Raw genomic sequence first — 23,825 nt, forward strand, 5'->3', positions numbered from 1 at the left:
CGGTGATTGCTAAACGTAATTATGGTAAGGATATAGATAAAAGCAGTATGGATAGCTGCCTTTATCGCTATCGTCATTTAGTCGAGAATGCCTTTGCTAGAATCAAGCAATATCGTTCAATATCAACTAGATACGATAAGTTAGAAAGGAATTATGCCAGTATGGTATCACTGGCATTTATGTTAATGTGGCTGCCAATGTATTGTTGAGTAATTTATGTACAGCAAAGATCAACAGCCCCTAGTTAGAAACAACAAAACTGACCTAATTGTGATTATTTTCCCATTCATTTTAATCTGTTTTTGTTTTTTAATTATATTGAATTTATCGGGTTGGACGAATGTTATTTATTTGGACTTATTTGATTTTCAACACAATGAATATAGCCATAAATGGTTCATTATATTTACGCCTATTTGTGCTTCTGCTTTACCCATCATTTTGTTTTTATGCGAAATTTACTTCTTAAAGATGGATAACTCTGAAATTGGCTCTTTTATATGCATTGGTATAACATTTTTATTAAACATCGTGCTTTTTTACGTCATAACCAAAAGAAATGGAAGTGTTAAATTAAAAAATGAAATAATAAGTTTTTGCAGTCTATTTTTTTATCATTTCTTATATTTCACACGACAGGAATCATTCTAATATTTAATTTTGTTAAAGGCGCATTAACCTGTTAAAGTATTATATTAATATCATTAATTATTTTAGTTTTTGCAGTTATTTCTCTAATACCTTTTTTCTTTTATTTAAAAAATACTCAAAAATTAAACCATTGGATAAAAATAATTTGTTTAATGGCATTATAAGAAATAGTTTTTTTGTGAGTATAGGCACATTATTGCTTATATTTGTTATGCTGAATAAGGTATTTATTTTTAGTAGTTATAAAACGTTAGAATTTCTTGGTATTGTTAATTTAAATTCCGTATATGAATTTTCTCTTGTTAAGAACGATATGACCATTATGAAATTAGCGAGCAATGAATGGAAAATTGAATACGAGTTTAATGACCTAATTGACATAAAAGGAAGTATTGGATTTCACTTAGGAGATATTTATTTAATTTGCAAAGAGGATACAAAAGAAATGTTTATGGAGTCTTTGCAATATGATTTAGCAAAAAACCGATATATGGCATTTGATAATAAAGCTTATATAACTTTTAATAAAGACGATATAAATATCATAAAGATAAAGCTAAAAAGCAACAATTCATAGAAAAATAGAGACTACTTTATCAAGATGATTAAAAAATATCATCATCTGTGACAATAATATCTGCCTATACACTTTTGGATGATAAGTAAGTGATAATAATAAGTTATAAATTTAAATAGAGAATAAAAGATGGAAAATATTAATACATATTTAAAAGAAAATTTAACCAAAGTAGGAAAAAACATTTTTATATCTCCCAATATATCTGAAAAAAAATTAAACAATGCCGTTAAAGCCTGTAAAATTACAGAAGAATATAATTATGTAATTGCCATATATGATAATACTATTTTTGGTAGCGCTAAAGAGGGAATTGTTTTCACTGGAGAAAAATTAGTTTATAAAGCTCTTTTTACCGATCCTGTCACTATTTTTTATAACCAAATTGTATCGGCCGAGCATATAGAAAAAATCACAGTCAATGATAACGGAAAAGAAAAAAAAGAAGAGTTTATAAAAATTGAATTAAATGATAACACCCTAATAAAACTACAAAACCTAATAGATTGTAACTATTCAGAATTGGCGTTAATTTTAAATTCGTTAGAGGAAAAATTTGAAGCATTTTCAAATGAAGATCAGCTTATTGCATTAGCTGATATGAATGAAGAAATTCGTATAAATTACCTAAAAATCATTGTAAATATGGCTCTAAGTAATGATGGTAAGGTTGACTCAAAAGAATTTTCTGAAATTATTCTTTTAATGACTAGACTTAAATTCACAAAAGAAATGCGATCACAGATTAGAGAATATATTAGTAATGAAAATTCAATCATTCCTGTTGATGATTTGTTATCAGGTATCGATCTTAACTGTGTTCCCAGCCACAATAAATCAATTAAAATATCTCTCGTAAAAGATTTATTAAACATCAATTATTCAATCAACTCAGGAAAAGATAATAACTGTCAATTTGTAGAGCAGCATAAAAAATCATTTGGAGTAACAGATGATGAAATATCACTTATCTTAAAAGCAATAAAAAATGACTATGCAATTTTAAATGAAGACACATCCGACTCCATAATTGCCAAAAACATAAAAGAATTATCAGCAAAAGCTGGAGCAGTTGGAGTTCCTATTGCAGCTATTTATTTATCAGGATCCGTTATTGGCATGTCAGCAGCAGGAATGACTTCTGGATTAGCTTCCTTAGGATTAGGTGGTATATTAGGATTTTCTAGTATGGCAACAGGAATAGGTGTTGCTGTATTAATTGGTGTTGTAAGTTACAAAGGCATTAAACATATCACGGGTGCTAATGAAATTGATAAATACAAAACCAGAGAAATTATGCTTAACGAAGTACTTAAACAGACTCAAAATACAATTACTATACTAATGGAAGATGTAAACTTAATAACTGAAAAACTCAATGAAGTAATTAAGAAACAACAATCATTAGAAGATAAAGCATCAATGACCATTGAAAAACTTCTTGAACGCCAACGTGAGTTACAAAAAATAATTTCCACAGAATTAAAATTATATAGTGATTCTGGAATAGAGTTAAACAGAAAACAAGAACAAATAGTAATCAATAAATCTAAAATTAGCTGCCCTAACATATTGGACACAAATAAGTTGGAAAACATAACTTCAGAACCAAGTAAAAAAGGCGCTTACAATCAAATCTTAAGTTATTATGAAGAAAAACATATTGAAGAAGAAGACAATGAAAATACAGGAAAAACTATCTTAAAATTAAAGGATAATATTCCTGCTAAAGAACTTGAAACTCTGGCTCAGATTTTTCAAGCTTTAGGTTATTTTGATACACTGTCGTCCATAACATCATCTGTAAAAGGTTTGTTCAAATAATGGATATACCAAAAGAAAAAAAACACACAACAGATGTTTTGTTAGTACAAAAACACCAGATAGATAATACACAATTAAAAATAAATGAAATTGAGAATGTTTTTATTGAAATAAACTCTGAAATTGAAATATTTGATAATTTTCTAGATAAAGTCAATCAGTTAGTCGATAGCAATCATCTTAGATCATCTAGTACTCTAGATGAGTTATTGGGAGAGCTACAATCTAGTAAAGAAGATAGAACTTTACATAACAAAACATTGCAACACATTGATTATATTAATTTTAATAAAGAAATGTCATTTGATGAATTACACAAAGTAAGTGTCAAATATGCTGAAAAACATAATATTGATTTAGATTGTAAGGATCCATTTGATGAACTATTAAGCTTGTCGCAAAAAAAAGAAATACAGCAGCGCATAAAAGATGATTTTACCTACAAAAATGCAAAATGTGATAAATATGACTACATGATCGCTAGTACATGTGGACTCATATCTGGATTGATAGATATTTTGTTTGTAGGAGTACCTGGCTCTAGCTTTCTAGGAAAAATGGTTGATGATCAAGCTAATAGAATAACAGAAAAATTTGCAAGTTTAATGGGATGGAACAAAGAAAAAGTTATAGAAAAGGGTGGAAATACTACAGCTAGTGCGATTGGTTTTTTAGAAAAAAAATTTAAAGTTAATTATGATCAGGCTACATCTCACTCTACTGATAATTTAGTAGATCACCTTTCTTTAAACAATCACCATTTAAAAAGTTTAGCTCATTCTCCAGATATTATTGGTTTATTTTTTTCAATTTTGAATCAATTTACAAATACAGCTAGTTTTATTAGTACTGGTAAGCTAATTACCATTAAGACGGAAAACTTTGAACTTCAAGGTCATAATTTTATTGCTAAAATATTCTGTGGCATGGCAAATTGGTTTGGGCATATCATGTCAGATTGGACAGGCTCCTCTGGTACAGTAGGTCAAGGTCGACGGGGTTCTGGTGTTCCAATACCTTTCTTTAATTTATTTCAATTAATGAATTTCGGAGAGTTTGGAAAACATAAACAGACATTTGCTACCATAACAACAAAAGTGTTTGAGGAAGGATATGATGCCAGACATGGTATTACCATGGCTGTTCCTGTTATCATAAATGAATTATTAATCCGTTTAATTTATACAATAAAATCAAAATATTATCACAATAAAACATGGAATGAATCTTTACCAAAAGGCAGTAGTCCAGAAGTAAGAAGAATGCTTCTTGTTGGGCATGGTGCTCTTTGCCTTATTGATGGAGCCGATGCAGCATTACGTTCTGGAGGAAACATCATCCAAATGCTATCTCGAATGAATCTTATTGCTTGGACAAGATTCAGTTATATAGCATTAAAGGAAGTGAATGCTATTTACAAACAAGGCCACATTAACTCAGAATTGGTTGATGACTATTTAAATAGTGAAATTAAATTATTATTAAATTATAAATATTGATGTTGGATCCTATCCTACATTTTGTGTATTTGCCAGCTAGAGAAGGCGGACATGCCATATTAATAACAAATCTCTTTAACAGGAACACCTGCCTCTGCTTCTTTTAAAATAGCGACGATTTGATGTTCAGTCATTTTTTTCATCATTAAATCCTCTTTACTTGTATCATAGAGAATTTTCTACTTTTTTGCTGTACTATTTTAGGGGATAGTTACAAGAGTACTTTAGTGCGATAGGTACGATTAAATTGTTCAATATAGCCATTTTGATAAGGGCTACCAGGCTGGATATAATCAATGGTTATATCATGTAATTTAGCCCAGTTTATAAAGGTTTTTCCTGTAAATTCTGGCCCATTATCGACCCGTATTTTTAATGGATATCCATGATATTCGGCCAGTTTATCTAAGTAACGGGTAATCCTTCCTGCTGGTAAGCTTACTGCAATATCAATCCCTAACGCCTCACGATTAAAGTCATCGATGACATTGAATGTCCTAAAGCGACGCTGATTACGACTACTGTCACTCATAAACATTCACCTTGTTTATTGGGTGCTGATAGCCTTTCTGGGTTTCGTGGAGGAATGCGCTGTTTACGCTTTATCCTGAGATTAAGCTTTAATTCACAATACACCCGATATACCCGTTTATGATTCCATTTATAGCCGAGCTTTCTGATACGATTAAAACATTTAGGAAAGCCCCAGCGTAAATGCCGGTCAGTGATAGCATTCAACACCGAAACAATCACCGAATCATCCGGTAACTTAGGTTGATAATAATAAGCACAACGGCTTAAGCCAACAATGGCACAACTCATAGCAATAGTAACTGAATGATTTTGTTGTAGTTGCTGTGCCCACGTTTTACGTGCCTTTGTGGGCACTAAAGCTTTTTTATGATTTCTTCCTGAAGCTGGGATTTTATGCTCAGTTCGGCAAACATCTGCTTAAGCTTCTTTTAAAATAGCGACGATTTGATGTTCAGTCATTTTTTTCATAATTAAATCCCCTTTTCTTTTATCATAGAGAATTTTCTACTTTTTTGCTGTACTATTTTAGGGGATAGTTACAGTAAAAAGAATGAAAGTAAAGGGATACCACTAAACCGGAGACATACGCATCTTAAGTTGCAACTTCCCGACTGTGATGCGAATAGTTTTTGATTTAGTTATATAAAAAAAAGCTGATTTGGACCTCAAAACAATACAAAAAATAACAGCAAAACAAAATCACTTAAAAATAAAATGTTATTTATTCACTTTTTGGTTAAATGCATTAAGCACCTCTACCGTATTGATATTACTAAAACAAACTGCTTTATCACTAAAATCAACCGATTTAGCACTGATTTGTTCTAAAAACAGCATCAGCTTGCGTTCGCCTTGCTCTAAATAAATTTTTAGTTGTTGAGTAACGGTTTTATGAATAAGTAGGATGGTTGGATGGTGGTATTGTCCGTCATGTGGATAAATAGCGCTGTTATTTGCCGTATAAACAGCTAAACGGTCTATTAAATCATCTGGCAAAAAAGGCGTGTCACAACTGACAAATAAGTTCCAATCGGTTTTGCTACGTAATAAGCCACTGTAAATACCCGATAACGGTCCACAAAATCCTGCTAGGTCATCACTAAATATAGGATAACCTGCTTTTTGATATTGTTCAGTGTGACGATTGCAATTAATCATGATTGCATCAACATGAGGTTTGATGCAATCAATGACATGTTGATAAAGTGGTTTTTGATGTAATAATAACAGTCCTTTGTCGTTGCCATTCATGCGGGTACTTTTACCTCCAGCTAGAATGATTGCAGTAATAGAGGGTTTTTCCATAAATTATTTCTCTTTTACGTTGCGAAAAAACAAAATAACATTACTATATAGCAAAGTTATTGCAAGTCGTAGCGTATCATTTTTTTATGATTGCTTAATTATCATTATCTTCGAAAGGTTTGAAGATTTACTAAAGGTAACAATTATGAAATGTCATCGTATTGATGAAGTAATGGAATTATTGCAACCCGCATGGGAAGGCGATTCTGATCTTAATTTATTACAATTTTTAGCTAAATTAGGTAAAGAGGCTGGTTTTGAAGGTGAATTAAAAGATTTGAGTGATGAAGTTTTAATTTATCATTTAAAAATGCGAGGTTCGGATAAGAATGATGTTATTCCGGGTCTAAAAAAAGATTATGAAGAAGATTTTAAAACCGCATTGTTAAAAGCTCGTGGGATTATAAAAGAATAAGGAGAATCATTAAAATGAAAAAAACACTTATCGCAATTAGTATTTTACTTTTTTCTGTAAACTGTTTTGCAAATGAAAGCCCAACTATTACTAAGGCTGACAGGTCAGCGAATGTATTTGAGCCGATTGAATTAGGTAAACAATATGCTGCGCTACCAACTAATCCATCGCCAGACAAAGAAGTTATTGAGTTCTTTTCGTTTAATTGCCCAAGCTGTTTTAGATTTGAAATTCAAAATCAAGGCTCCCAAACGATTAGTAAAGCTTTACCAGAAGGAGTCAAATTTAAACGCTACCACTTAGAAGATTTTGGACCATTAGCTAAAGATCTTGCGCAAGCATGGGCTGTGGCTAATGTACTAGGTATAGAAGATAAAGCTTCAGATGCACTTTATAATGCTGTTCAAAAAGATAAAACAATAAAAACAGCAGATGACATTAAAGCTGTTTTTGAAAAATTAGGTGTTAGTAATGAAGTGTACGATAAAACTAAAGATAGCTTTTTGGTTAATGCGTTTATGGCACAACAAGCAGATGCGATTAAAGAGATGAAACCAGATTCAATCCCTATGGTTATTGTTAATCGTAAGTTTTTTATCATATCAAATCAACTTAATGTAACTAGTGATGATGCATTTATTAATGATTATGCAAGAGTTACTGCATTTGTAGCAGGGTTAGATCCTCATGCAAAAATAGAAGAAAAAGCGCATTCTGATAAAAAATAAATGGTTAAAAAGTTTAGAAACAACATAAGTTAATCATTTATGTTTGACGTTTTAAGTCCCATTGTACCATTTTGTACAATGGGATTTTTTATTATAGTAAAATTGCTATTCTCGTTCTAAAGCATAAATTGGATCGAGTTTAGCTGCCCGTCTAGCAGGGAAATAACCAAAAATAATACCAATTATGCTTGAAAAACTAAATGCCGCTATAATAGCTATTGCCGAGAAATTCATTGCAAATGATGTAACAACAGAATTAAAAATAAACCCGATGGCAAACGAGAGTACAATACCTATTGTTCCGCCAATTAAACATACTAATACAGCTTCAATTAAAAATTGCTGTAATATGTCGCTTGACCGAGCACCAACGGCCATTCGTACGCCAATTTCTCGAGTTCTTTCTGTGACTGATACTAACATGATATTCATCACACCAATACCGCCAACAACGAGTGAAATCAGCGCAATAGCCGAAACCAATAACGTCATTACCCAAGCGGATGAGTTGATTGTTTCTCGTATATTGTCGGAATTAAAGATGAAAAAATCTTTTGTACCATGTCGTTGTAACATAATTCGATTAATAGCTTGTTCGGCAACAGATAAATTAACATTATCTTTAACACGTACCGTAATGCTTTTTAACGATGTTTGACCTACCATGCGGTTAATTACAGTAGTATAAGGTAACCAAACATTCAGGCTTTCATTGCTACCAAATCCTTGCTGTTGTTTAGTTGCAACACCAATTATTCTTACTGGTAACTGCCCAACCATTAAAATTTTTCCAATTGGGTTTTGATTTGCAAATAACCGTTTAACAGTATTGTCATCAATCACTGCATCTTGTGCCGAGGCAATAATACTTGCTTCATCAAAAGATTTTCCTTGAGAAATAGTGTAACCACGAACCGCAAAAAATTGCTCCCCTACACCATTTACTGTTCCAGTTACTGCTAAATTATTAATTCGGAAATAAACACTGGTTGCAAGGTTAGGAGTCGTACTGTGGACAAAGTTTTGTTGCGCCAAAAAATCTGCGTCTGATGAGCGTAATGTAGTAATTTTATCCGCATTACGATCACCAAAGCCCGATCCTGCATAGATTTCTAACGTGCTAGTTCCTAATGAGTTAATGTTAGATAAAATTTTCTGCTTTGTACCTTGTCCTAATGCAACAACAGAGACTACCGAGGCAATACCAATAATTATGCCTAACATGGTTAAAAATGTCCGTAGTCGCTGCGAAAGCATTGATAGCATAGCCATTTTAAAAGCATCGCGAAAACGGTAATATTTTGCCAGTAGATTATCTTGGGTTCTGGTTGCTTCGATTTGCTTAACTTGCCGATTATCATTTTGTTTAGATTGATAATTAGGGTTAATAGAATCAGAAATAATATTACCGTCACTAATTTCAACAATCCTTTGGGCACTTTGGGCAATATTTGAATCGTGGGTAACAATAATAACAGTGTGACCTTGTTGATGTAATTCTTGTAATATAGCCATCACTTCTAAACCGCTTTTACGGTCGAGTGCTCCCGTTGGTTCATCAGCTAAAATGATTTGTCCACCGTTAATTAAAGCTCTGGCAATACTGACCCGCTGTTGTTGACCTCCAGATAACTGGTTAGGTTTATTGTGGATTTTTTCGGCAAGCCCTAAACGTGTTAAAATTTCGCTCGCTCTTTTTTGACGTTGTTCATTGGTAACACCAGCATAAATAGCAGGAATTTCTACATTACCTTGTGCGGTTAATGCATTTAATAAATGGTAACGTTGAAAGATAAAACCAAAATGCTCTCGGCGTAACTGAGCTAACTCATCAGGTGACAATTCACTTGTTGTGCGTCCTCCAATAGAATAAGTGCCTGAGGTTGGTTTATCTAAACAGCCTAAAATATTCATCAAAGTGGATTTACCCGATCCTGATGAGCCAATAATCGCCACCATTTCACCTGCATTAATTGTCAGATTTATGCTTTTAAGAACCTGTATGGTTGAATCGCCTGCTGGAAATTCACGAACAATATTCTCAAGCTTAATAAGAGGTATATTATTGACCATATTAGAATCGAATCCTTGGGGCTCTTGCATTATTACCACCTAGTGAAGCACCATTAGTGCCACTGACCACAACCATATCACCCTCTTTAATCCCTGATTTTATCTCAACATTGACATTATTATCGATACCCAAAGTAACTTCATGTTCTTCGATCTCATTATGTTTATCTAACAGGTAAATAATGGCTTTATTATTGCTCAATTTTTTTTGAATTGCTTGAGATGGAATGGTTAGTACATCTTTTGCTTCAGACAAGACAATATAAACTTGCGCTGTCATTGAAATTCTTAACACATGGTCGGGATTATCTACATCAAATAATCCATTATAATAAATTGCGCTTTTTGTTGTTGATGATGAACTTAACGAGGTTGTTTCAGTATTAATTGAGTCTGGTGCAGGCTCTATAGCCCTTAGCGTTAAACCATCAAAACGTCTATTAGGTTGGCCTAAAATGGTAAAGTAAACAGGCATTCCTTTTTTTACATTGATCACATCGGCTTCAGAAATTTGCGCTTCAATGGTCATTTTATCAAGTTGCGCTACTTTAACAATGGTTGGTGCACTTTGAACAGAGTTAACAGTTTGTCCTTCATTGACTGGAATTGCAACAATCACTCCATCAATGGGAGAGCGAATTTTAGTATATCCCAAATTAACTTTGGCGGTATCGACTGCAATTTGTGCTTTAACAATATCAGCATCAAGTGCTGCAATATCGGCTTTGATTGCATCGAGTTCGGCTTTTGCAGCATCTAACTCCGATTGAACGCCAACGCCTTTATGAACGAGTTTATACTGGCGATCATAGGTTAATTGATTGTTAACAAACCTCGCTTTTTTTGCTTTACGTTGTGCCTCTAAACTATTAAGTGACGCTTCAGATTGTTTTAAATCATTGCTTTGTTTAAGATCGTCAATCTCAGCAATCATATCGCCTTGTTTAACTTCATCGCCCAATTCAACATAGAGTTTTTTAATTTGTCCAGAAACCTGCGCACCAACACTAACTTGTTTAAAAGCACTAATTGTTCCATCAGCTAGTACGGTTTTTTCAATATTACCTTTGGTAACTGGTGAGGTAATATAATCAACTTTAGGTTCTGAATCAGATATAGCTAAGTATGCAATATAAATAATTGCAAAGAAGATAGTAGCTATAACGATATATTTAATTTTAATCGACTTTAACAATCCTTTTCATCCTTTAATTTATTTGAATTTTTTATATTTTATCTTATTAAATAAAATGGTATTGATAATCATTCTTAATAAATTGTAATAATTATGAAAATTATCTAGTACAAATTCTCTATTTTAGGCTAAAACAACATAATTTCCTGAATTTTTTTACAAAAATTGAAGTATTCAATAAGCGATAACGCGATCTTTATTCGGATTTATTGGTGATTACGCTATAATGGCACAAATTTTTGTAATTGGTAAAGTTAGAAGAACAATGGCGTTAAAAATAACCAATAAATGTATTAATTGTGACATGTGTGAGCCTGAGTGCCCAAATGAGGCAATCTCAATGGGGTTTGATACTTATGAAATTGATCCCAATAAATGTACAGAATGTGTCGGTTATTATGATCATTCGACTTGTCAGCGAGTCTGCCCTATTCAAAATGCCATTATTGCGGATCCTGAACATATTGAAACAAAAGAAGAGTTATTAGTAAAATTTGAGGGGCTTAAGTCTTCTTAAATCAGTTTAATTTAATATCAATTCGAAGTTCTTTTGGAATTTCAAAAGTGATATTTTCTAAAATGCCATCTGTCTCAATAAGCGATGTACAACCTAAGTTTTTTAAATGATCAATCACCTGCTGTACTAAAATCTCAGGCGCAGAAGCTCCTGCTGTTACGCCGATCGTATGTGTGTTTATTAACCACTCTTTTGGGATGTCAGATGCAAAATCAATTAAATAAGCTTGTTTGCTGTTTCGCCTTGCTAGCTCGGCTAGGCGATTTGAATTAGACGAATTTTTAGAACCTACGACTAAAACAATGTCTGCGCGTGATGATAATTGTTTCACTGCTTGCTGGCGATTGGTTGTGGCATAGCAGATATCATTTTTGCGTGGGCTGCGAATATTAGGAAAACGTTTTTTTAAAGCATCTATAATTTGAGCCGTATCATCAACGGATAACGTTGTTTGAGTGGTAAAGCAAAGATTATTTTCGTTTTTTACCTGTAGCTTTTTTACATCATCAATTGATTCGATTAAATAAATACCACCTTCGGGATTGCTATATTGTCCCATTGTACCATCTACTTCAATATGCCCAGCATGGCCGATTAAAATAACCTCCTCACCACGATAACTCGATCTAGCCACTTCCATATGTACTTTGGTTACAAGTGGGCAAGTGGCATCAAAAACACGGAGTTTACGTTGTTTGGCTTCCTCACGGATAGCTTTAGACACTCCATGCGCTGAAAAGATAAGAATTGAGTTATCGGGTACTTCGCTAATATCTTCAATGAAAATTGCCCCTAATTCTTTTAGGCGATTAACGACATAGCGATTGTGTACTACTTCGTGACGGACATAAACTGGTGCGCCAAACAATTCTAGTGCGCGTTCAACAATTGTGATAGCACGATCAACACCAGCGCAAAAACCGCGAGGATTGGCCAAAATAATTTGCATACTATACAGTCTTCTTTGGTTTTTTATAATTACTGAAAATAAATAGTCCAATACCAACGCAGATTGCACAGTCAGCAATATTAAAAGTTGGATAGTGCCAGTCACCAAAATTGACATCTAAAAAGTCAATCACAAAACCATGATAAAGACGATCAAATAAATTACCTAATGCACCGCCTAAAATCATTGATAACGACAAGTTCTCTAATTTTTGTTGGCGAGTGTTGCGGTATAACATATGTACTATCACGGCACTGATAATTAAAGCGATAGCAGCAAGCATCATACGTTGCCCTTCAAAAATGCTAAAGGCAGCGCCAATATTGCGTACATAAGTGATAGAGAAGAATGGCAAAAGATTCACTGATTCAAATAACGAGAAATTATTCAAAATCCAAAATTTACTTGCGATATCAATGATAAAAACAATGATTGCAAATAATAACCAATAAAGTCCATTATCTTTTTTCATATAGTTTGTGCTCATTATTATGTTTCCGCCGACAATCGTCGGCGGAAAGGGTACTAGATTGCTTAAGGGATTGGCATAGCCCCATTTAATTTACTAAATAGATTGCTATGCGAAATGCCTTACCTCGCCTTTGCCGTGAATGTTTTCTTCACAACGTTTGCATAAATGTGATGTTGGCTCATTATCGACAGTATAGTGCCAGCAACGAGGGCATTTATCACCTTGTGCTTTAGCGAGTTCAATTTTCAGTCCCTGAATATCGCTTTGCACCGCATTTTTTGGTGCTTCTTGTAATGGTTTTACGCTAGCTTGTGATGTTAGTAATACAAAGCGTAATTCGTTTTCTAATTTAACTAATGTTGCTGCAATATCTTTATCAGCATAAAGCGTAACAGCAGCTTCAAGTGCACCACCAATCACTTTATCATTACGACCTTGTTCAAGCACTTTATTCACTTCGCTACGAATGGCTAAAATCTGAGCCCAATATTCGCTATTTAATGCTTCGCTTTCTGGCAATGTAAATAGTGCTGTATACCACTCATCTTCAAAAACAAATTCTTGTTTATCAGCCATTGGCAGATATTGCCAAATTTCATCAGCAGTGAATGATAAAATAGGTGCAATCCAACGAACCATTGCTTGCGCAATATGATATAAAGCAGTTTGGCAACTGTGACGGGCAATACTATCACTTTTTGCTGTGTATTGGCGATCTTTAATAATATCTAAATAGAATGATCCCATTTCGATTGAGCAAAATTGCATAATACGTTGTACAACTTTATGGAAATCGTAATTTTCATAAGCCTGAATAATTTGTTCTTGTGCTTCTTTTGCCATACTAACTGCCCAGCGATCAAGAACAACCATATCCTCTGGTTTTACCATATCTTTAGCTGGATCAAATCCATTTAAATTCGCCAGTAAAAAACGTGCGGTATTACGAATACGGCGATAACTATCGGCAGCTCGTTTGATAATTTCTTCCGAATAACTCATTTCGCCTGAATAATCAGTAGATGCAATCCATAAGCGTAAAATATCAGCCCCAAGTTTGTTCATCACTTCTTGTGGTGTCACAATATTACCTAGTGACTTAGACATTTTACGGCCTTGACCGTCAACCACAAAACCATGTGTTAATACTTGTTTATAAGGGGCTTTATTATCAATTGCTGTTGATAACATTAATGAAGACATAAACCAACCTCGATGTTGATCTGAACCTTCTAAATAAAGTTCTGCATCATGTCCTTCAAATTCAGGGCGTGCACGCACAACAGAAGAGAATGTTGATCCTGAGTCAAACCAAACATCTAACGTATCAGGTACTTTACGATAATCATCAGCATCAGGGCCTAAAAGATCTTTAATATCAGCATCCCACCAAGCTTGAATGCCATCTTTTTCAACTAACTGTGCAACTTTTTCAACTAATGCTAGTGTATCTGGATGAAGTTCTTCGGTCTCTTTGTGAACAAACAACGTCATAGGTACACCCCATGTGCGTTGGCGAGAAATACACCAATCAGGGCGATTAGTAACCATGGTTTCAATGCGTGCTTGTCCCCAATCAGGGATCCAACGAACTTGTTTAATTTCTTTTAATGATTGCGTTCGCAGACCTTGTTTATCCATGCTAATAAACCATTGTGGTGTAGCACGATAAATAACAGGTGTTTTATGACGCCAACAACATGGATAACTATGTTCAATAGTTTCAAAGTGTAATAGTGCGTTATGTTCTTTTAACATTTCAACGACAACTTTATTCGCTTTGAACACAAATAACCCATCGAGACCAGCGCCCGTTCCAGGCAAGTAACAACCATTACCACCAACTGGATTTGCCACTTCAAGACCATATTTTTGACCGACCATAAAGTCTTCTGTACCATGTCCTGGTGCGGTATGCACAGCTCCTGTACCTGCATCAATTGTAACGTGTTCGCCAAGTACAACTGGTTCATCAAAATCAAGGAATGGGTGTTTAAAACGTAACAACTCAAGAGCATTACCTTGACAGCTACCTAATACTTTCCATTGGTCGATATTGGCGCGTTGCATCACAGACTCAACTAAATCAGTTGCTAAAATTAAGCACTCTTTATCATTGATTTGAACAAGTTGATATTCAAAATCAGCATTTAAAGCTATCCCTCGGCTAGCTGGTAATGTCCAAGGCGTGGTTGTCCAGATAACAGCATAAATGGTTAAATCAGTATTGATACCAAATTTATTTGCTACGGCTTGATTATCAACAGCTTTAAATTTCACATCAATTGCTGGCGATGATTTATCATAATATTCAACTTCTGCTTCGGCTAAAGATGACATACAATCGGTACACCAATAAACAGGTTTAGCACCTTTAACTAAATGACCATTTTTTATCACTTCACCTAACGCACGGATAATATTCGCTTCGGTATTGTAGTCCATTGTACGGTAAGGGTTTTGCCAATCACCTAGTACGCCCATACGGATAAAATCAGCCTTTTGTAGTTCAACTTGTGAAGCGGCATAATCGCGGCAAATTTGACGAAACTCAGCAGGTGTTACTTTTACACCAGGTTTTCCAACTTGCTCTTCAACTTTTTGTTCAATCGGTAAGCCATGACAATCCCATCCTGGAATATAAGGGGAATTATAACCGCTTAACCCTTTTGATTTGATAATAATATCTTTAAGGATTTTATTAACGGCGTGACCAATATGTAGTTTTCCGTTTGCATAAGGAGGGCCATCATGCAGAATAAAGTTTTTTTTACCTTTTTTGACCAAGCGAATTTTGCGATAAAGTTCTTTATCGTACCAATTTTGTAACATTGCTGGTTCGCGTTTAGCAAGATCACCTCGCATTGGGAATCCAGTTTCCGGTAGATTCAATGTATTTTTATAGTCTGTCATGCTGATTTATTCCAGTTAAATGTGTTGATACTACTTTATTATTGGTTAATTTTGCACTGATCTTTTTCGCAGTGCAAATATCTTGTGTAATTTGTTGTTTTAATTCTGCTAATGAGTCAAATTTTTTCTCATCGCGTATTTTTTTGATGAACGTTATGTCTAAATATTGTCCATATATATTACCCGAAAAGTCAAAAAGGTTTACCTCAAGTATTGCGGTTTTTCCATTAATAGTTGGTCTTATCCCAATATTGGCAATACCGTTATAATGCTGATTATTGCAGATATTTTTGACTTTAACAAAATAGACTCCTTGTAGTGCAGGCTTTTTTCGATGTAAGTGAATATTTGCTGTTGGAAATCCCAATTCCCTTGCTAAAGCATTGCCATGGACTACGCGACCTTGAATTGTATAATAACGACCTAATAGGCAATGAGCCAATTCAAAATCACTATTCAAAAGTGCTTGGCGAACAGCAGTACTACTTATACGAAAATTATTCCAAACAAATGTTGGTATGCTTTCTACTACAAAATCTTGATTTCGCGAATATTGTTGTAGAAGGTTGATATCCCCTTTACGTTCAAATCCGAACCGAAAATCATCTCCAATTGTAATGTATTTAGCTTGTAGCTTATTGATCAACCAATCTTGAATAAAATGATCGGCAGACATATTGGCAAAAGTTTGGGTAAATGGAATAGCAATAATATAGTCGATACCTAATTTTTCAATAAAAATAACTTTTTCATGAAATGAAGTTAAACGTGACGGCGCATTATCTTGGGCAAAAAACTCTAGTGGTTGCGGCTCAAATAACATCACAACAGAGGGAAGATTGAGTTTTTTACCTTGTTTAATAATATGGTTAATTAATTGTTGATGTCCTAAATGCACGCCATCAAAATTTCCCAAGGTTAGAACACATTGAGAAAACTGATTTTTTAGATTAGTTATACCACGGATAATCTTCATGAAAACAATGTTATTTATATTAAGTAACCAAGAATTATACCAATCTTTCTTGAAGATGCACGCAATATAAAGTTAGATTTTGTCGCTTTTCTTCAAGCATTTTCACTGTTTGAGATAAAATGCTAAGTGACTCGGTCATACTTTAAACTGCTGTGATTCAAACATACCCATTTATAAAATTAATAATGGTTTAGTGCTCGCAAAAATTCTTGCCTTGTGCTTGGGTTTGTTTTAAATCCTCCTCCGAGCGCAGTTGTTGTTGTAATACTATTGGAGTCTTTAATGCCTCGGGCTTTAACACAATAATGGGTTGCATCAATAGAAACCGCCACATTAACCGTGCCTAGTAGTGTTTGTAGTGCCACTAAAATTTGTTGTGTTAATCTTTCTTGTACTTGAGGACGTTGGGAAAAAAAAGTTACAATTCGATTAATTTTCGATAAACCAATGACTTTATCTTTGGGAATATAAGAAACTGTTGCTTTACCGTCTATTGTGACAAAATGGTGTTCACAGACACTAGTTAGTGTAATATCGCGAACCGTTATCATTTCATCAACTTGCATTTTATTTTCGATTAACGTAATTTTTGGAAAATTTTCGTAATAAAGACCTGAAAAAATCTCATCAACATACATTTTTGATACGCGGTGAGGAGTTTTCGCAAGACTATCATCAGATAAATCAAGTTCCATTAGCTTCATAATTTCACGAAAATGCGACTCGATTTTTGCTTTACGCTCATTATTATCTATAACTAGACGGCATAATGGTGTTTCAAGATTTTTAGCTGCGAGGGCTTCTTTGACTTTTTGCGCGGCAAGGCTTAATTGTGTCATTTATTACATACTCAAGCGAAAATGAATGCATTATTATATAACACTAATTGCACAATATACAGTTGTTTACAGATGATTTTATACTTAAACATATAGTAACCGGAAGGTTTTTTACATTATATTGTTGACTTCGTAAGAATATTATTACTAATTAGGTGCTATACTATTGGTCATTAAATTAAATAACGTTTAGGTAACCATAATGCCAAATAACACACCGATTATTTTAATTGATGGATCATCTTATCTTTATCGTGCTTTTTTTGCTTGTCCGCCATTAACCAATGCTAAAGGTGAGCCTACAGGCGCTATTTTTGGTGTGGTTAATATGGTTCGTAGTTTAATTAATCAATACAATCCTACACATATTGCCGTGGTTTTTGATGCAAAAGGAGGATCATTTCGCAATGAACTTTATAGTGAATATAAAGCCACCCGAGATGAAATGCCTGAAAATCTTAGCTCACAAATCGAACCCATTCACGCTATTTTGAAAGCCATGGGGTTACCCTTGCTTTGTATTGAAGGTGTCGAAGCAGATGATGTAATTGGTACATTAGCAAGACAGGCTGAGCGGGAGAATCTAGAGGTATTAATCAGTACTGGCGATAAAGATATGGCGCAACTGGTGAGCGATAAAATCACATTGATTAATACAATGAATAATACCCAATTAGATCCACAAGCGGTAATAAAAAAATTTGGTGTTCCACCAGAAAAAATCATTGATTATTTAGCTTTAAGAGGCGATTCATCCGATAATATCCCTGGTGTGCCGGGGATAGGAGAAAAGATAGCTCAAAGTTTATTGGCTGAATTTAATGGCATCAAAGATATTTATAATCGGTTAGATGATATTGAAAAATTGAAGATCCGAGGCACTAAATCTTTAAAACAAAAATTGATTGATAATCAAAATTATGCCGATCTTTCTTATTTATTAGCAACAATCAAAACCGATGTTAAGTTAGAATTTACTAATGAACAATTATTAGTAGGTGATATTGATATTCAGGCGCTATTTGATTTATTTAATTGCTATGATTTTCAGCGTTGGCAAAAAGAGTTAATGGCTGGTACCTTTTTAAATCGGCAGAAAAATAAAATTGCAGAAGGTGATGACTTTTTATTTGCTCAAGAAGAACAAACAACGTCACTAAACAAAGGAATTGATTACCAGTGTGTTTTAACTGAAAAACAATTAGATGAATGGATCGCAAAATTAACAAATAGCGGGCAATTTGCTTTTGATACCGAAACAGATAATGTTGATCATGTGCATGCTAAATTAATTGGTATATCATTTAGTGTTGAACCTCACCAAGCGGCTTATATTCCACTTGCTCATCAATACTTAGGTGTTCCTAAACAGTTACCACTAGAGAATGTATTAGCTAAATTAAAACCAATATTTGAAAATCCAGAAATCAAAAAAATTGCCCAAAATGTAAAATTTGATTATAGCGTGCTAGCAAATTATGGCATAACTATACAAGGGATTGCGTTTGATACTATGATTGAATCTTATGTATTAAATAGTACTGACCGTCATGATCTGGATAGTTTGTCCAATCGGTATTTGGATCATAAAACCATTACTTATGATGAATTAACCAAATTTGATAAAATTCAGGTTACTATTGATAGCATTGATGTGGAAAAAGCCACACAATATGCTGCTGAAGATGCTGATGTTACCTTACAATTGCATAATAAATTCTGGCCAGATCTTGAAAAAGATCAAAAATTAAAAGCTCTATTCACAGATATTGAAATGCCTCTCACCACTTTGATAGCAGAAATGGAACGAACAGGCGTCTTGATTGATCCTAAGCTATTAAATAAACACTCCAGTGAATTAAGAAAGAAATTAAAAGAAATTCAAGAAACGTTACAATTGTTGGCAGGTGAAAAATTTAATCCAGCATCACCTAAACAGATTCAAGCTCTTTTATTTGATAAACATCAATTACCGGTTCTTAAAAAGACACCAAAAGGTGAGCCATCAACCAGTGAAGATGTTTTGAGTGAGCTAGCTAATCAATACGAATTGCCACGCATGATCTTGCTTTATCGTAGTTTAGCTAAGTTAAAAAATACCTATACCGATAAATTGCCATTGATGGTTAGTCCTATCGATCATCGTATTCATACCAATTATAATCAAATCGGTACTGTAACTGGACGATTGTCGTCAAATGAGCCAAATTTACAACATATCCCAGTGCGTAATGAAGAAGGACGACGAATTAGGCAGGCATTTATTGCACCAAAAGGTTACAAGATTATTTCTGCCGATTATTCGCAAATTGAATTACGGATCATGGCGCATCTATCACAAGATAAAAGTTTACTTGATGCTTTTTCTCATGATAAAGACATTCACCGTGTTACGGCTAGTGAAATTTTAGGTAAAACTGAATCTGAAGTAACTTCTGAAGAGCGAAGACGTGCAAAAGCGGTTAATTTTGGATTAATTTATGGTATGAGCGCCTTTGGTTTATCTAAACAAATTAATGTTGCGCGTAAAGAAGCTCAGTTTTATATCGATCGTTATTTTGAGCGCTATCCGGGTGTTCAAGCTTATATGGACCAAATTCGCCAACAAGCTGCAGAACAAGGTTATGTTGAAACCCTATCTGGTCGACGTTTGTATCTTCCTAAAATTAAATCTGGAAGCGCCATTGAACGACGCGGTGCTGAGCGTGCAGCCATTAATGCCCCAATGCAAGGTACAGCGGCTGATATTATTAAAACAGCAATGATTAAGGTAAGTGAATGGATAAAAAGCTTACCTGTAGATAATATTAGAATGGTTATGCAAGTACACGATGAGTTAGTATTTGAAGTAAAAGAAGAATTAGTTGAGCAATATAAAGCTCAGATAAAATCGATCATGGAAAATTGTTACCAACTATCTATACCATTAAAAGTGGATGTAGGTTTCGGTAATAATTGGGATGAAGCACATTAATTATACTAAATTCGTACTAAATAATTCAGCCTTATCTGTCTAGTTAAGGCTGATATTATACTTAAACATATACTTTCCTTAAACTTTTTAACAAGTTAAATTAACCTGTTAACTATAATGGAACTATTGCCGAAACCTTTCGGCGTGTTAGAATAAGCAACTAAATTGAATTGATACAAACATATTATTCTGCTTGTTAATATATGGCAGAATCAAAGGAAATGGTGCTGGTATTCATTTCGTTGTTAAAGCTCTATTTTCGTTATTATTAGGATTATTTCATGAAAATCAAAACCCGTTTTGCACCTAGCCCAACAGGCTATTTACATGTAGGTGGTGCTCGTACAGCACTTTATTCTTGGCTCTATACTCGCCATGCAAAAGGTGCATTTGTATTACGCATTGAAGATACCGATCTTGAGCGCTCAACGCCTGAAGCGATTGAAGCAATAATGGAAGGTATGAATTGGTTAAAATTATCATGGGACGAAGGTCCTTATTATCAAACTAAACGCTTTGATCGTTATAATCAAGTCATCGATGAAATGTTAGCCAAAGGCACAGCTTATCGTTGCTACTGTTCTAAAGAACGTCTTGAAAAATTGCGTGAAGAGCAGATGGCAAAAGGTGAAAAAGCGCGTTACGATGGGCATTGCCGTTGTGCTTCAGTACAACAAGAGCATACACATGATGAGCCACATGTTGTTCGTTTTGCTAACCCTACTGATGGCACCGTTATTTTTAATGATTTAATCCGTGGTCCAATTGAGATTGCTAATAAAGAGCTTGATGATCTTATTATTCGCCGCACTGATGGTTCACCAACTTATAATTTCTGTGTCGTTGTTGATGATTGGGATATGGAAATTACCCATGTTATTCGTGGTGAAGATCACATCAACAACACACCACGCCAGATCAATATCCTAGAAGCATTAGGAGCGCCAATTCCTAAATATGGTCATGTATCAATGATTTTAGGGGATGATGGACAAAAATTATCTAAACGTCACGGAGCGGTTAGTGTCATGCAATATCGTGATGATGGTTATTTGCCCGAAGCATTACTTAACTATTTAGTGCGTCTTGGTTGGTCACACGGTGATCAAGAGATATTTTCTGTTCCGGAAATGATTAGTTATTTTTCATTAGATGCGGTTAGTAAATCAGCCAGTGCCTTTAATACAGAAAAATTACTTTGGTTAAATCACCATTATATCAACCATCTTGATGCGGATTATGTTGCTCAACATTTGATTTGGCATATGAACCAACAAGGATATGATTTATCACAAGGTCCTGATCTTATCACTATTATTAAGTTATTTGGTGAACGTTGTAAAACGCTTAAAGAGATGGCTGAATCATGTGCTTATTGCTATCGAGATTTTGAAGATTATGATGCCGATGCGGCTAAAAAACATTTGCGCCCAGTCGCCAAAGAGCCATTAGAAACAATTAAAGCAAAAATTGAAGCTATTGCTGACTTTGATTGGCAAATTGATAAAATTCATCATGCGATTGAAGCAACTGCAACCGAGCTTAATGTTGGTATGGGTAAAGTTGGCATGCCATTACGCGTTGCTGTAACAGGTATCGGGCAATCGCCATCGGTTGATGCAACTGTTTTTGCGGTAGGCAAAAAACGAGCGCTTGCTAGAATTGATAAGGCTTTGGCATATATTAATCAACGTGAGCAATCTCAAAATTAATATATTTATTGCAGGGAAATCCCTGCAACCCTTTTTGTCAAAGTGAGAACTTCTATGGTTCGCTTAAAAAAACGCTATTGGATCTTACTCTGTATCTTATTTTTCCTCATACTGTTTTGCTTGTTTGGGTGGCATTATTGGCAGACTTTCAAGCAGAAAAATGGGATTATTGTCGATTGGCATGGTGCTAGCGTTGGCTTTAAAGGTCTTACTTTTGACGAACTTACTGTCAGTAAACCATCCCAAGTTTCTATAACTGCTAAAAATTTATCAATTTCATTATCGCAGTTAACTGCAAATAATTTAGATATCTATTGGCAACCCAATGAATCTGAAATAGCTTTAGAAACTATTGAAAATACGGTTGATACAACGACCGAAACGCTTAATCAATCTGATCCCGATCTCTCTTTGATTTCAACTATTATTTATTGGTTACCTAAAACGATTCATATAGATACACTGCGACTTTATGAACAAAATAAAGCGAGATTAGATTTAAAAGTTGATATAAGTAAACAGCAAGAAGCAATACAACTTAATTTATCAACCAATACCCAAGAAATAACACAATTGTCTGCCACTTTATTGTTTAATCAACAGGCTTTGCGGATTGACATACAAAACGGCCTTTTTAAAACATCCCTAAATCAATTTGGTTTACAAAATAGTAATTTAGTATTACCGTTTACTGGTTGGCTATCTAGTCATCAATTGGAATTAACAACTTCGGATAAAGCATCAATTAGTTTAGAAAAAGCAAATCTTTCTGATGATTTAATCCTTGGTTCTTCCAATGGGGATTTCAATATTCAACTTAAATCAAACATTCCATTTGATAGTAACCAACTATCTGCTATAGCAACATTAACCATTAATAAACTCAATGGTATTTATAAAACTAGTGAAATCAAATCGGTTACAGGCGATATCAATATTATTATCAAAGATAACCAATTTACTATTTCAACACCGGCATTAAATATTCAAGAAGTAAATATGGGGATCGCTTTTGAAAAGATTAAATTAGTTGGAAACTATTTAGCTTCGTTTAAAGCACCAAACAAAGGAACGGTTACATGGAAAAAAGCTCAAGCTAATATCTTCTCTGGTTTGGTTTTTATTGAAGAAAATAAATTGAATTTAGCTAAATTACCCCAACAATTTAATTTAAGGTTAAAACAGATACAACTAAAAGATATTTTTAAGCAATATCCTTCTGAAGGGCTTGCTGGTGATGGTGCAATTGATGGTGTTTTACCTATTACGCTATCAGAGATAAACAAAAAGGGTGAAACAGCTTTAAAATTTGTCATTAAAAATGGCAAGTTAGTTACGATCAACGAGGGTTATTTACAATTTGAAAATTCTGCCCTCAAAAGCTATGGGCAAAATAACCCCAATATGAAAATACTCACTGATATTATTAAAAATTTTCATTATACTAAGTTACAAGGCGCAGTTGATTACGCTAATGACATTGCCAAATTAAAATTGAATATTCAAGGCAGTAATTTGGATGTCGAAAATGGCAAAGCGGTTAATTTAAATATCAACCTTGAAGAAAATATGACTAAATTGCTCATGAGTTTACAGTTATCCGATCAAATTAGTGAGCCAATCCGTAAACGTATTGAAGCTTATTTAAAAAATAAATCTTCAAAATAAGGGG

General features: G+C 34.1%; 20 protein-coding genes. 10 read left to right on the top strand and 10 right to left on the bottom strand.

Annotation, left to right across the window (positions count from 1 at the left end):
- The 4 genes from A9G31_RS00510 to A9G31_RS00525 all read left to right on the top strand — a co-directional run.
- A partial coding sequence (locus A9G31_RS00510) for a transposase (protein ID WP_141671320.1) occupies positions 1 to 209 on the top strand: 209 nt, incomplete at its 5' end.
- Between the two features lie 572 nt (positions 210 to 781).
- On the top strand, positions 782 to 1,228 hold the full coding sequence (locus A9G31_RS00515; RefSeq protein ID WP_141671322.1) for a hypothetical protein: 447 nt from the start codon (positions 782 to 784) through the stop codon (positions 1,226 to 1,228).
- 129 nt (positions 1,229 to 1,357) lie between these two features.
- Positions 1,358 to 3,052, top strand: a complete 1,695-nt coding sequence (locus A9G31_RS00520) for a hypothetical protein (RefSeq protein WP_065559953.1) — start codon at positions 1,358 to 1,360, stop codon at positions 3,050 to 3,052.
- Positions 3,052 to 4,551 carry a hypothetical protein gene (locus A9G31_RS00525; RefSeq protein ID WP_218056328.1) on the top strand — a complete coding sequence of 500 codons (1,500 nt, stop codon included), beginning with the start codon at positions 3,052 to 3,054 and terminating at the stop codon, positions 4,549 to 4,551. The genes A9G31_RS00520 and A9G31_RS00525 overlap by 1 nt, the downstream gene beginning before the upstream one ends.
- Before the next feature lie 211 nt (positions 4,552 to 4,762).
- On the opposite strand, the gene A9G31_RS00530 is transcribed toward A9G31_RS00525, so the two are convergent.
- The 3 genes from A9G31_RS00530 to mobA form a co-directional block, all read right to left on the bottom strand.
- Positions 4,763 to 5,083, bottom strand: a complete 321-nt coding sequence (locus A9G31_RS00530) for an IS3 family transposase (RefSeq protein WP_065559954.1) — start codon at positions 5,081 to 5,083, stop codon at positions 4,763 to 4,765.
- Positions 5,080 to 5,439, bottom strand: a complete 360-nt coding sequence (locus A9G31_RS00535; protein ID WP_065559955.1) for an IS3 family transposase — start codon at positions 5,437 to 5,439, stop codon at positions 5,080 to 5,082. The genes A9G31_RS00530 and A9G31_RS00535 overlap by 4 nt, the downstream gene beginning before the upstream one ends.
- Before the next feature lie 363 nt (positions 5,440 to 5,802).
- Positions 5,803 to 6,390 carry a molybdenum cofactor guanylyltransferase MobA gene (mobA, locus tag A9G31_RS00540; protein ID WP_065559956.1) on the bottom strand — a complete coding sequence of 196 codons (588 nt, stop codon included), beginning with the start codon at positions 6,388 to 6,390 and terminating at the stop codon, positions 5,803 to 5,805.
- A 145-nt stretch (positions 6,391 to 6,535) separates the two neighbouring features.
- Here mobA and A9G31_RS00545 point away from each other — a divergent pair, with 145 nt between their 5' ends.
- Complete coding sequence (locus A9G31_RS00545; protein WP_065559957.1) at positions 6,536 to 6,805, top strand: YihD family protein; 270 nt, start codon at positions 6,536 to 6,538, stop codon at positions 6,803 to 6,805.
- A 14-nt stretch (positions 6,806 to 6,819) separates the two neighbouring features.
- Positions 6,820 to 7,533: a DsbA family protein gene (locus A9G31_RS00550; protein ID WP_065559958.1), complete on the top strand. Its 714-nt coding sequence runs from the start codon at positions 6,820 to 6,822 to the stop codon at positions 7,531 to 7,533.
- Between the two features lie 105 nt (positions 7,534 to 7,638).
- On the opposite strand, the gene A9G31_RS00555 is transcribed toward A9G31_RS00550, so the two are convergent.
- Both A9G31_RS00555 and A9G31_RS00560 read right to left on the bottom strand, forming a co-directional pair.
- Entirely contained in the window at positions 7,639 to 9,636 is a 1,998-nt protein-coding gene (locus A9G31_RS00555; RefSeq protein WP_255306916.1) for a MacB family efflux pump subunit, read from the bottom strand.
- On the bottom strand, positions 9,608 to 10,801 hold the full coding sequence (locus tag A9G31_RS00560) for an efflux RND transporter periplasmic adaptor subunit (protein ID WP_065559959.1): 1,194 nt from the start codon (positions 10,799 to 10,801) through the stop codon (positions 9,608 to 9,610). Before A9G31_RS00560 ends, A9G31_RS00555 begins: the two co-directional genes overlap by 29 nt.
- Positions 10,802 to 11,027: 226 nt before the next feature.
- Between A9G31_RS00560 and A9G31_RS00565 the strand changes: the two genes are divergently transcribed.
- Positions 11,028 to 11,318 carry a YfhL family 4Fe-4S dicluster ferredoxin gene (locus tag A9G31_RS00565; RefSeq protein WP_255306917.1) on the top strand — a complete coding sequence of 97 codons (291 nt, stop codon included), beginning with the start codon at positions 11,028 to 11,030 and terminating at the stop codon, positions 11,316 to 11,318.
- A gap of 1 nt (position 11,319) precedes the next feature.
- Here the strand turns inward: A9G31_RS00565 and ispH are convergent, their stop codons facing one another.
- From ispH to folE, 5 genes are all read right to left on the bottom strand, one after another.
- Positions 11,320 to 12,267 (bottom strand): 4-hydroxy-3-methylbut-2-enyl diphosphate reductase, encoded by a 948-nt coding sequence (ispH, locus tag A9G31_RS00570; RefSeq protein WP_065559960.1) that lies wholly within the window; start codon positions 12,265 to 12,267, stop codon positions 11,320 to 11,322.
- 1 nt (position 12,268) lies between these two features.
- On the bottom strand, positions 12,269 to 12,754 hold the full coding sequence (gene lspA, locus A9G31_RS00575; RefSeq protein ID WP_218056329.1) for a signal peptidase II: 486 nt from the start codon (positions 12,752 to 12,754) through the stop codon (positions 12,269 to 12,271).
- A gap of 90 nt (positions 12,755 to 12,844) precedes the next feature.
- Complete coding sequence (gene ileS / locus A9G31_RS00580; RefSeq protein WP_065559962.1) at positions 12,845 to 15,652, bottom strand: isoleucine--tRNA ligase; 2,808 nt, start codon at positions 15,650 to 15,652, stop codon at positions 12,845 to 12,847.
- Entirely contained in the window at positions 15,639 to 16,628 is a 990-nt protein-coding gene (gene ribF, locus A9G31_RS00585; RefSeq protein ID WP_065559963.1) for a bifunctional riboflavin kinase/FAD synthetase, read from the bottom strand. Before ribF ends, ileS begins: the two co-directional genes overlap by 14 nt.
- A gap of 179 nt (positions 16,629 to 16,807) precedes the next feature.
- Positions 16,808 to 17,467 (bottom strand): GTP cyclohydrolase I FolE, encoded by a 660-nt coding sequence (folE, locus tag A9G31_RS00590; RefSeq protein WP_065559964.1) that lies wholly within the window; start codon positions 17,465 to 17,467, stop codon positions 16,808 to 16,810.
- 202 nt (positions 17,468 to 17,669) lie between these two features.
- Between folE and polA the strand changes: the two genes are divergently transcribed.
- The 3 genes from polA (at position 17,670) to A9G31_RS00605 (ending at position 23,821) form a co-directional block, all read left to right on the top strand.
- A complete protein-coding gene (gene polA, locus A9G31_RS00595) occupies positions 17,670 to 20,441 on the top strand; it encodes a DNA polymerase I (protein ID WP_065559965.1) in 2,772 nt (923 codons plus the stop codon).
- A gap of 281 nt (positions 20,442 to 20,722) precedes the next feature.
- Positions 20,723 to 22,153, top strand: coding sequence for a glutamate--tRNA ligase (gltX, locus tag A9G31_RS00600; RefSeq protein ID WP_065559966.1), 1,431 nt, complete (start codon positions 20,723 to 20,725; stop codon positions 22,151 to 22,153).
- A 54-nt stretch (positions 22,154 to 22,207) separates the two neighbouring features.
- Positions 22,208 to 23,821: an intermembrane phospholipid transport protein YdbH family protein gene (locus A9G31_RS00605; protein ID WP_065559967.1), complete on the top strand. Its 1,614-nt coding sequence runs from the start codon at positions 22,208 to 22,210 to the stop codon at positions 23,819 to 23,821.
- Positions 23,822 to 23,825 lie beyond the last annotated feature (4 nt).

Origin of the sequence: Gilliamella sp. Gris1-4, from assembly GCF_001690335.1 — a bacterium.
GTDB classification, from domain to species: Bacteria; Pseudomonadota; Gammaproteobacteria; order Enterobacterales; family Orbaceae; genus Gilliamella; species Gilliamella apicola_P.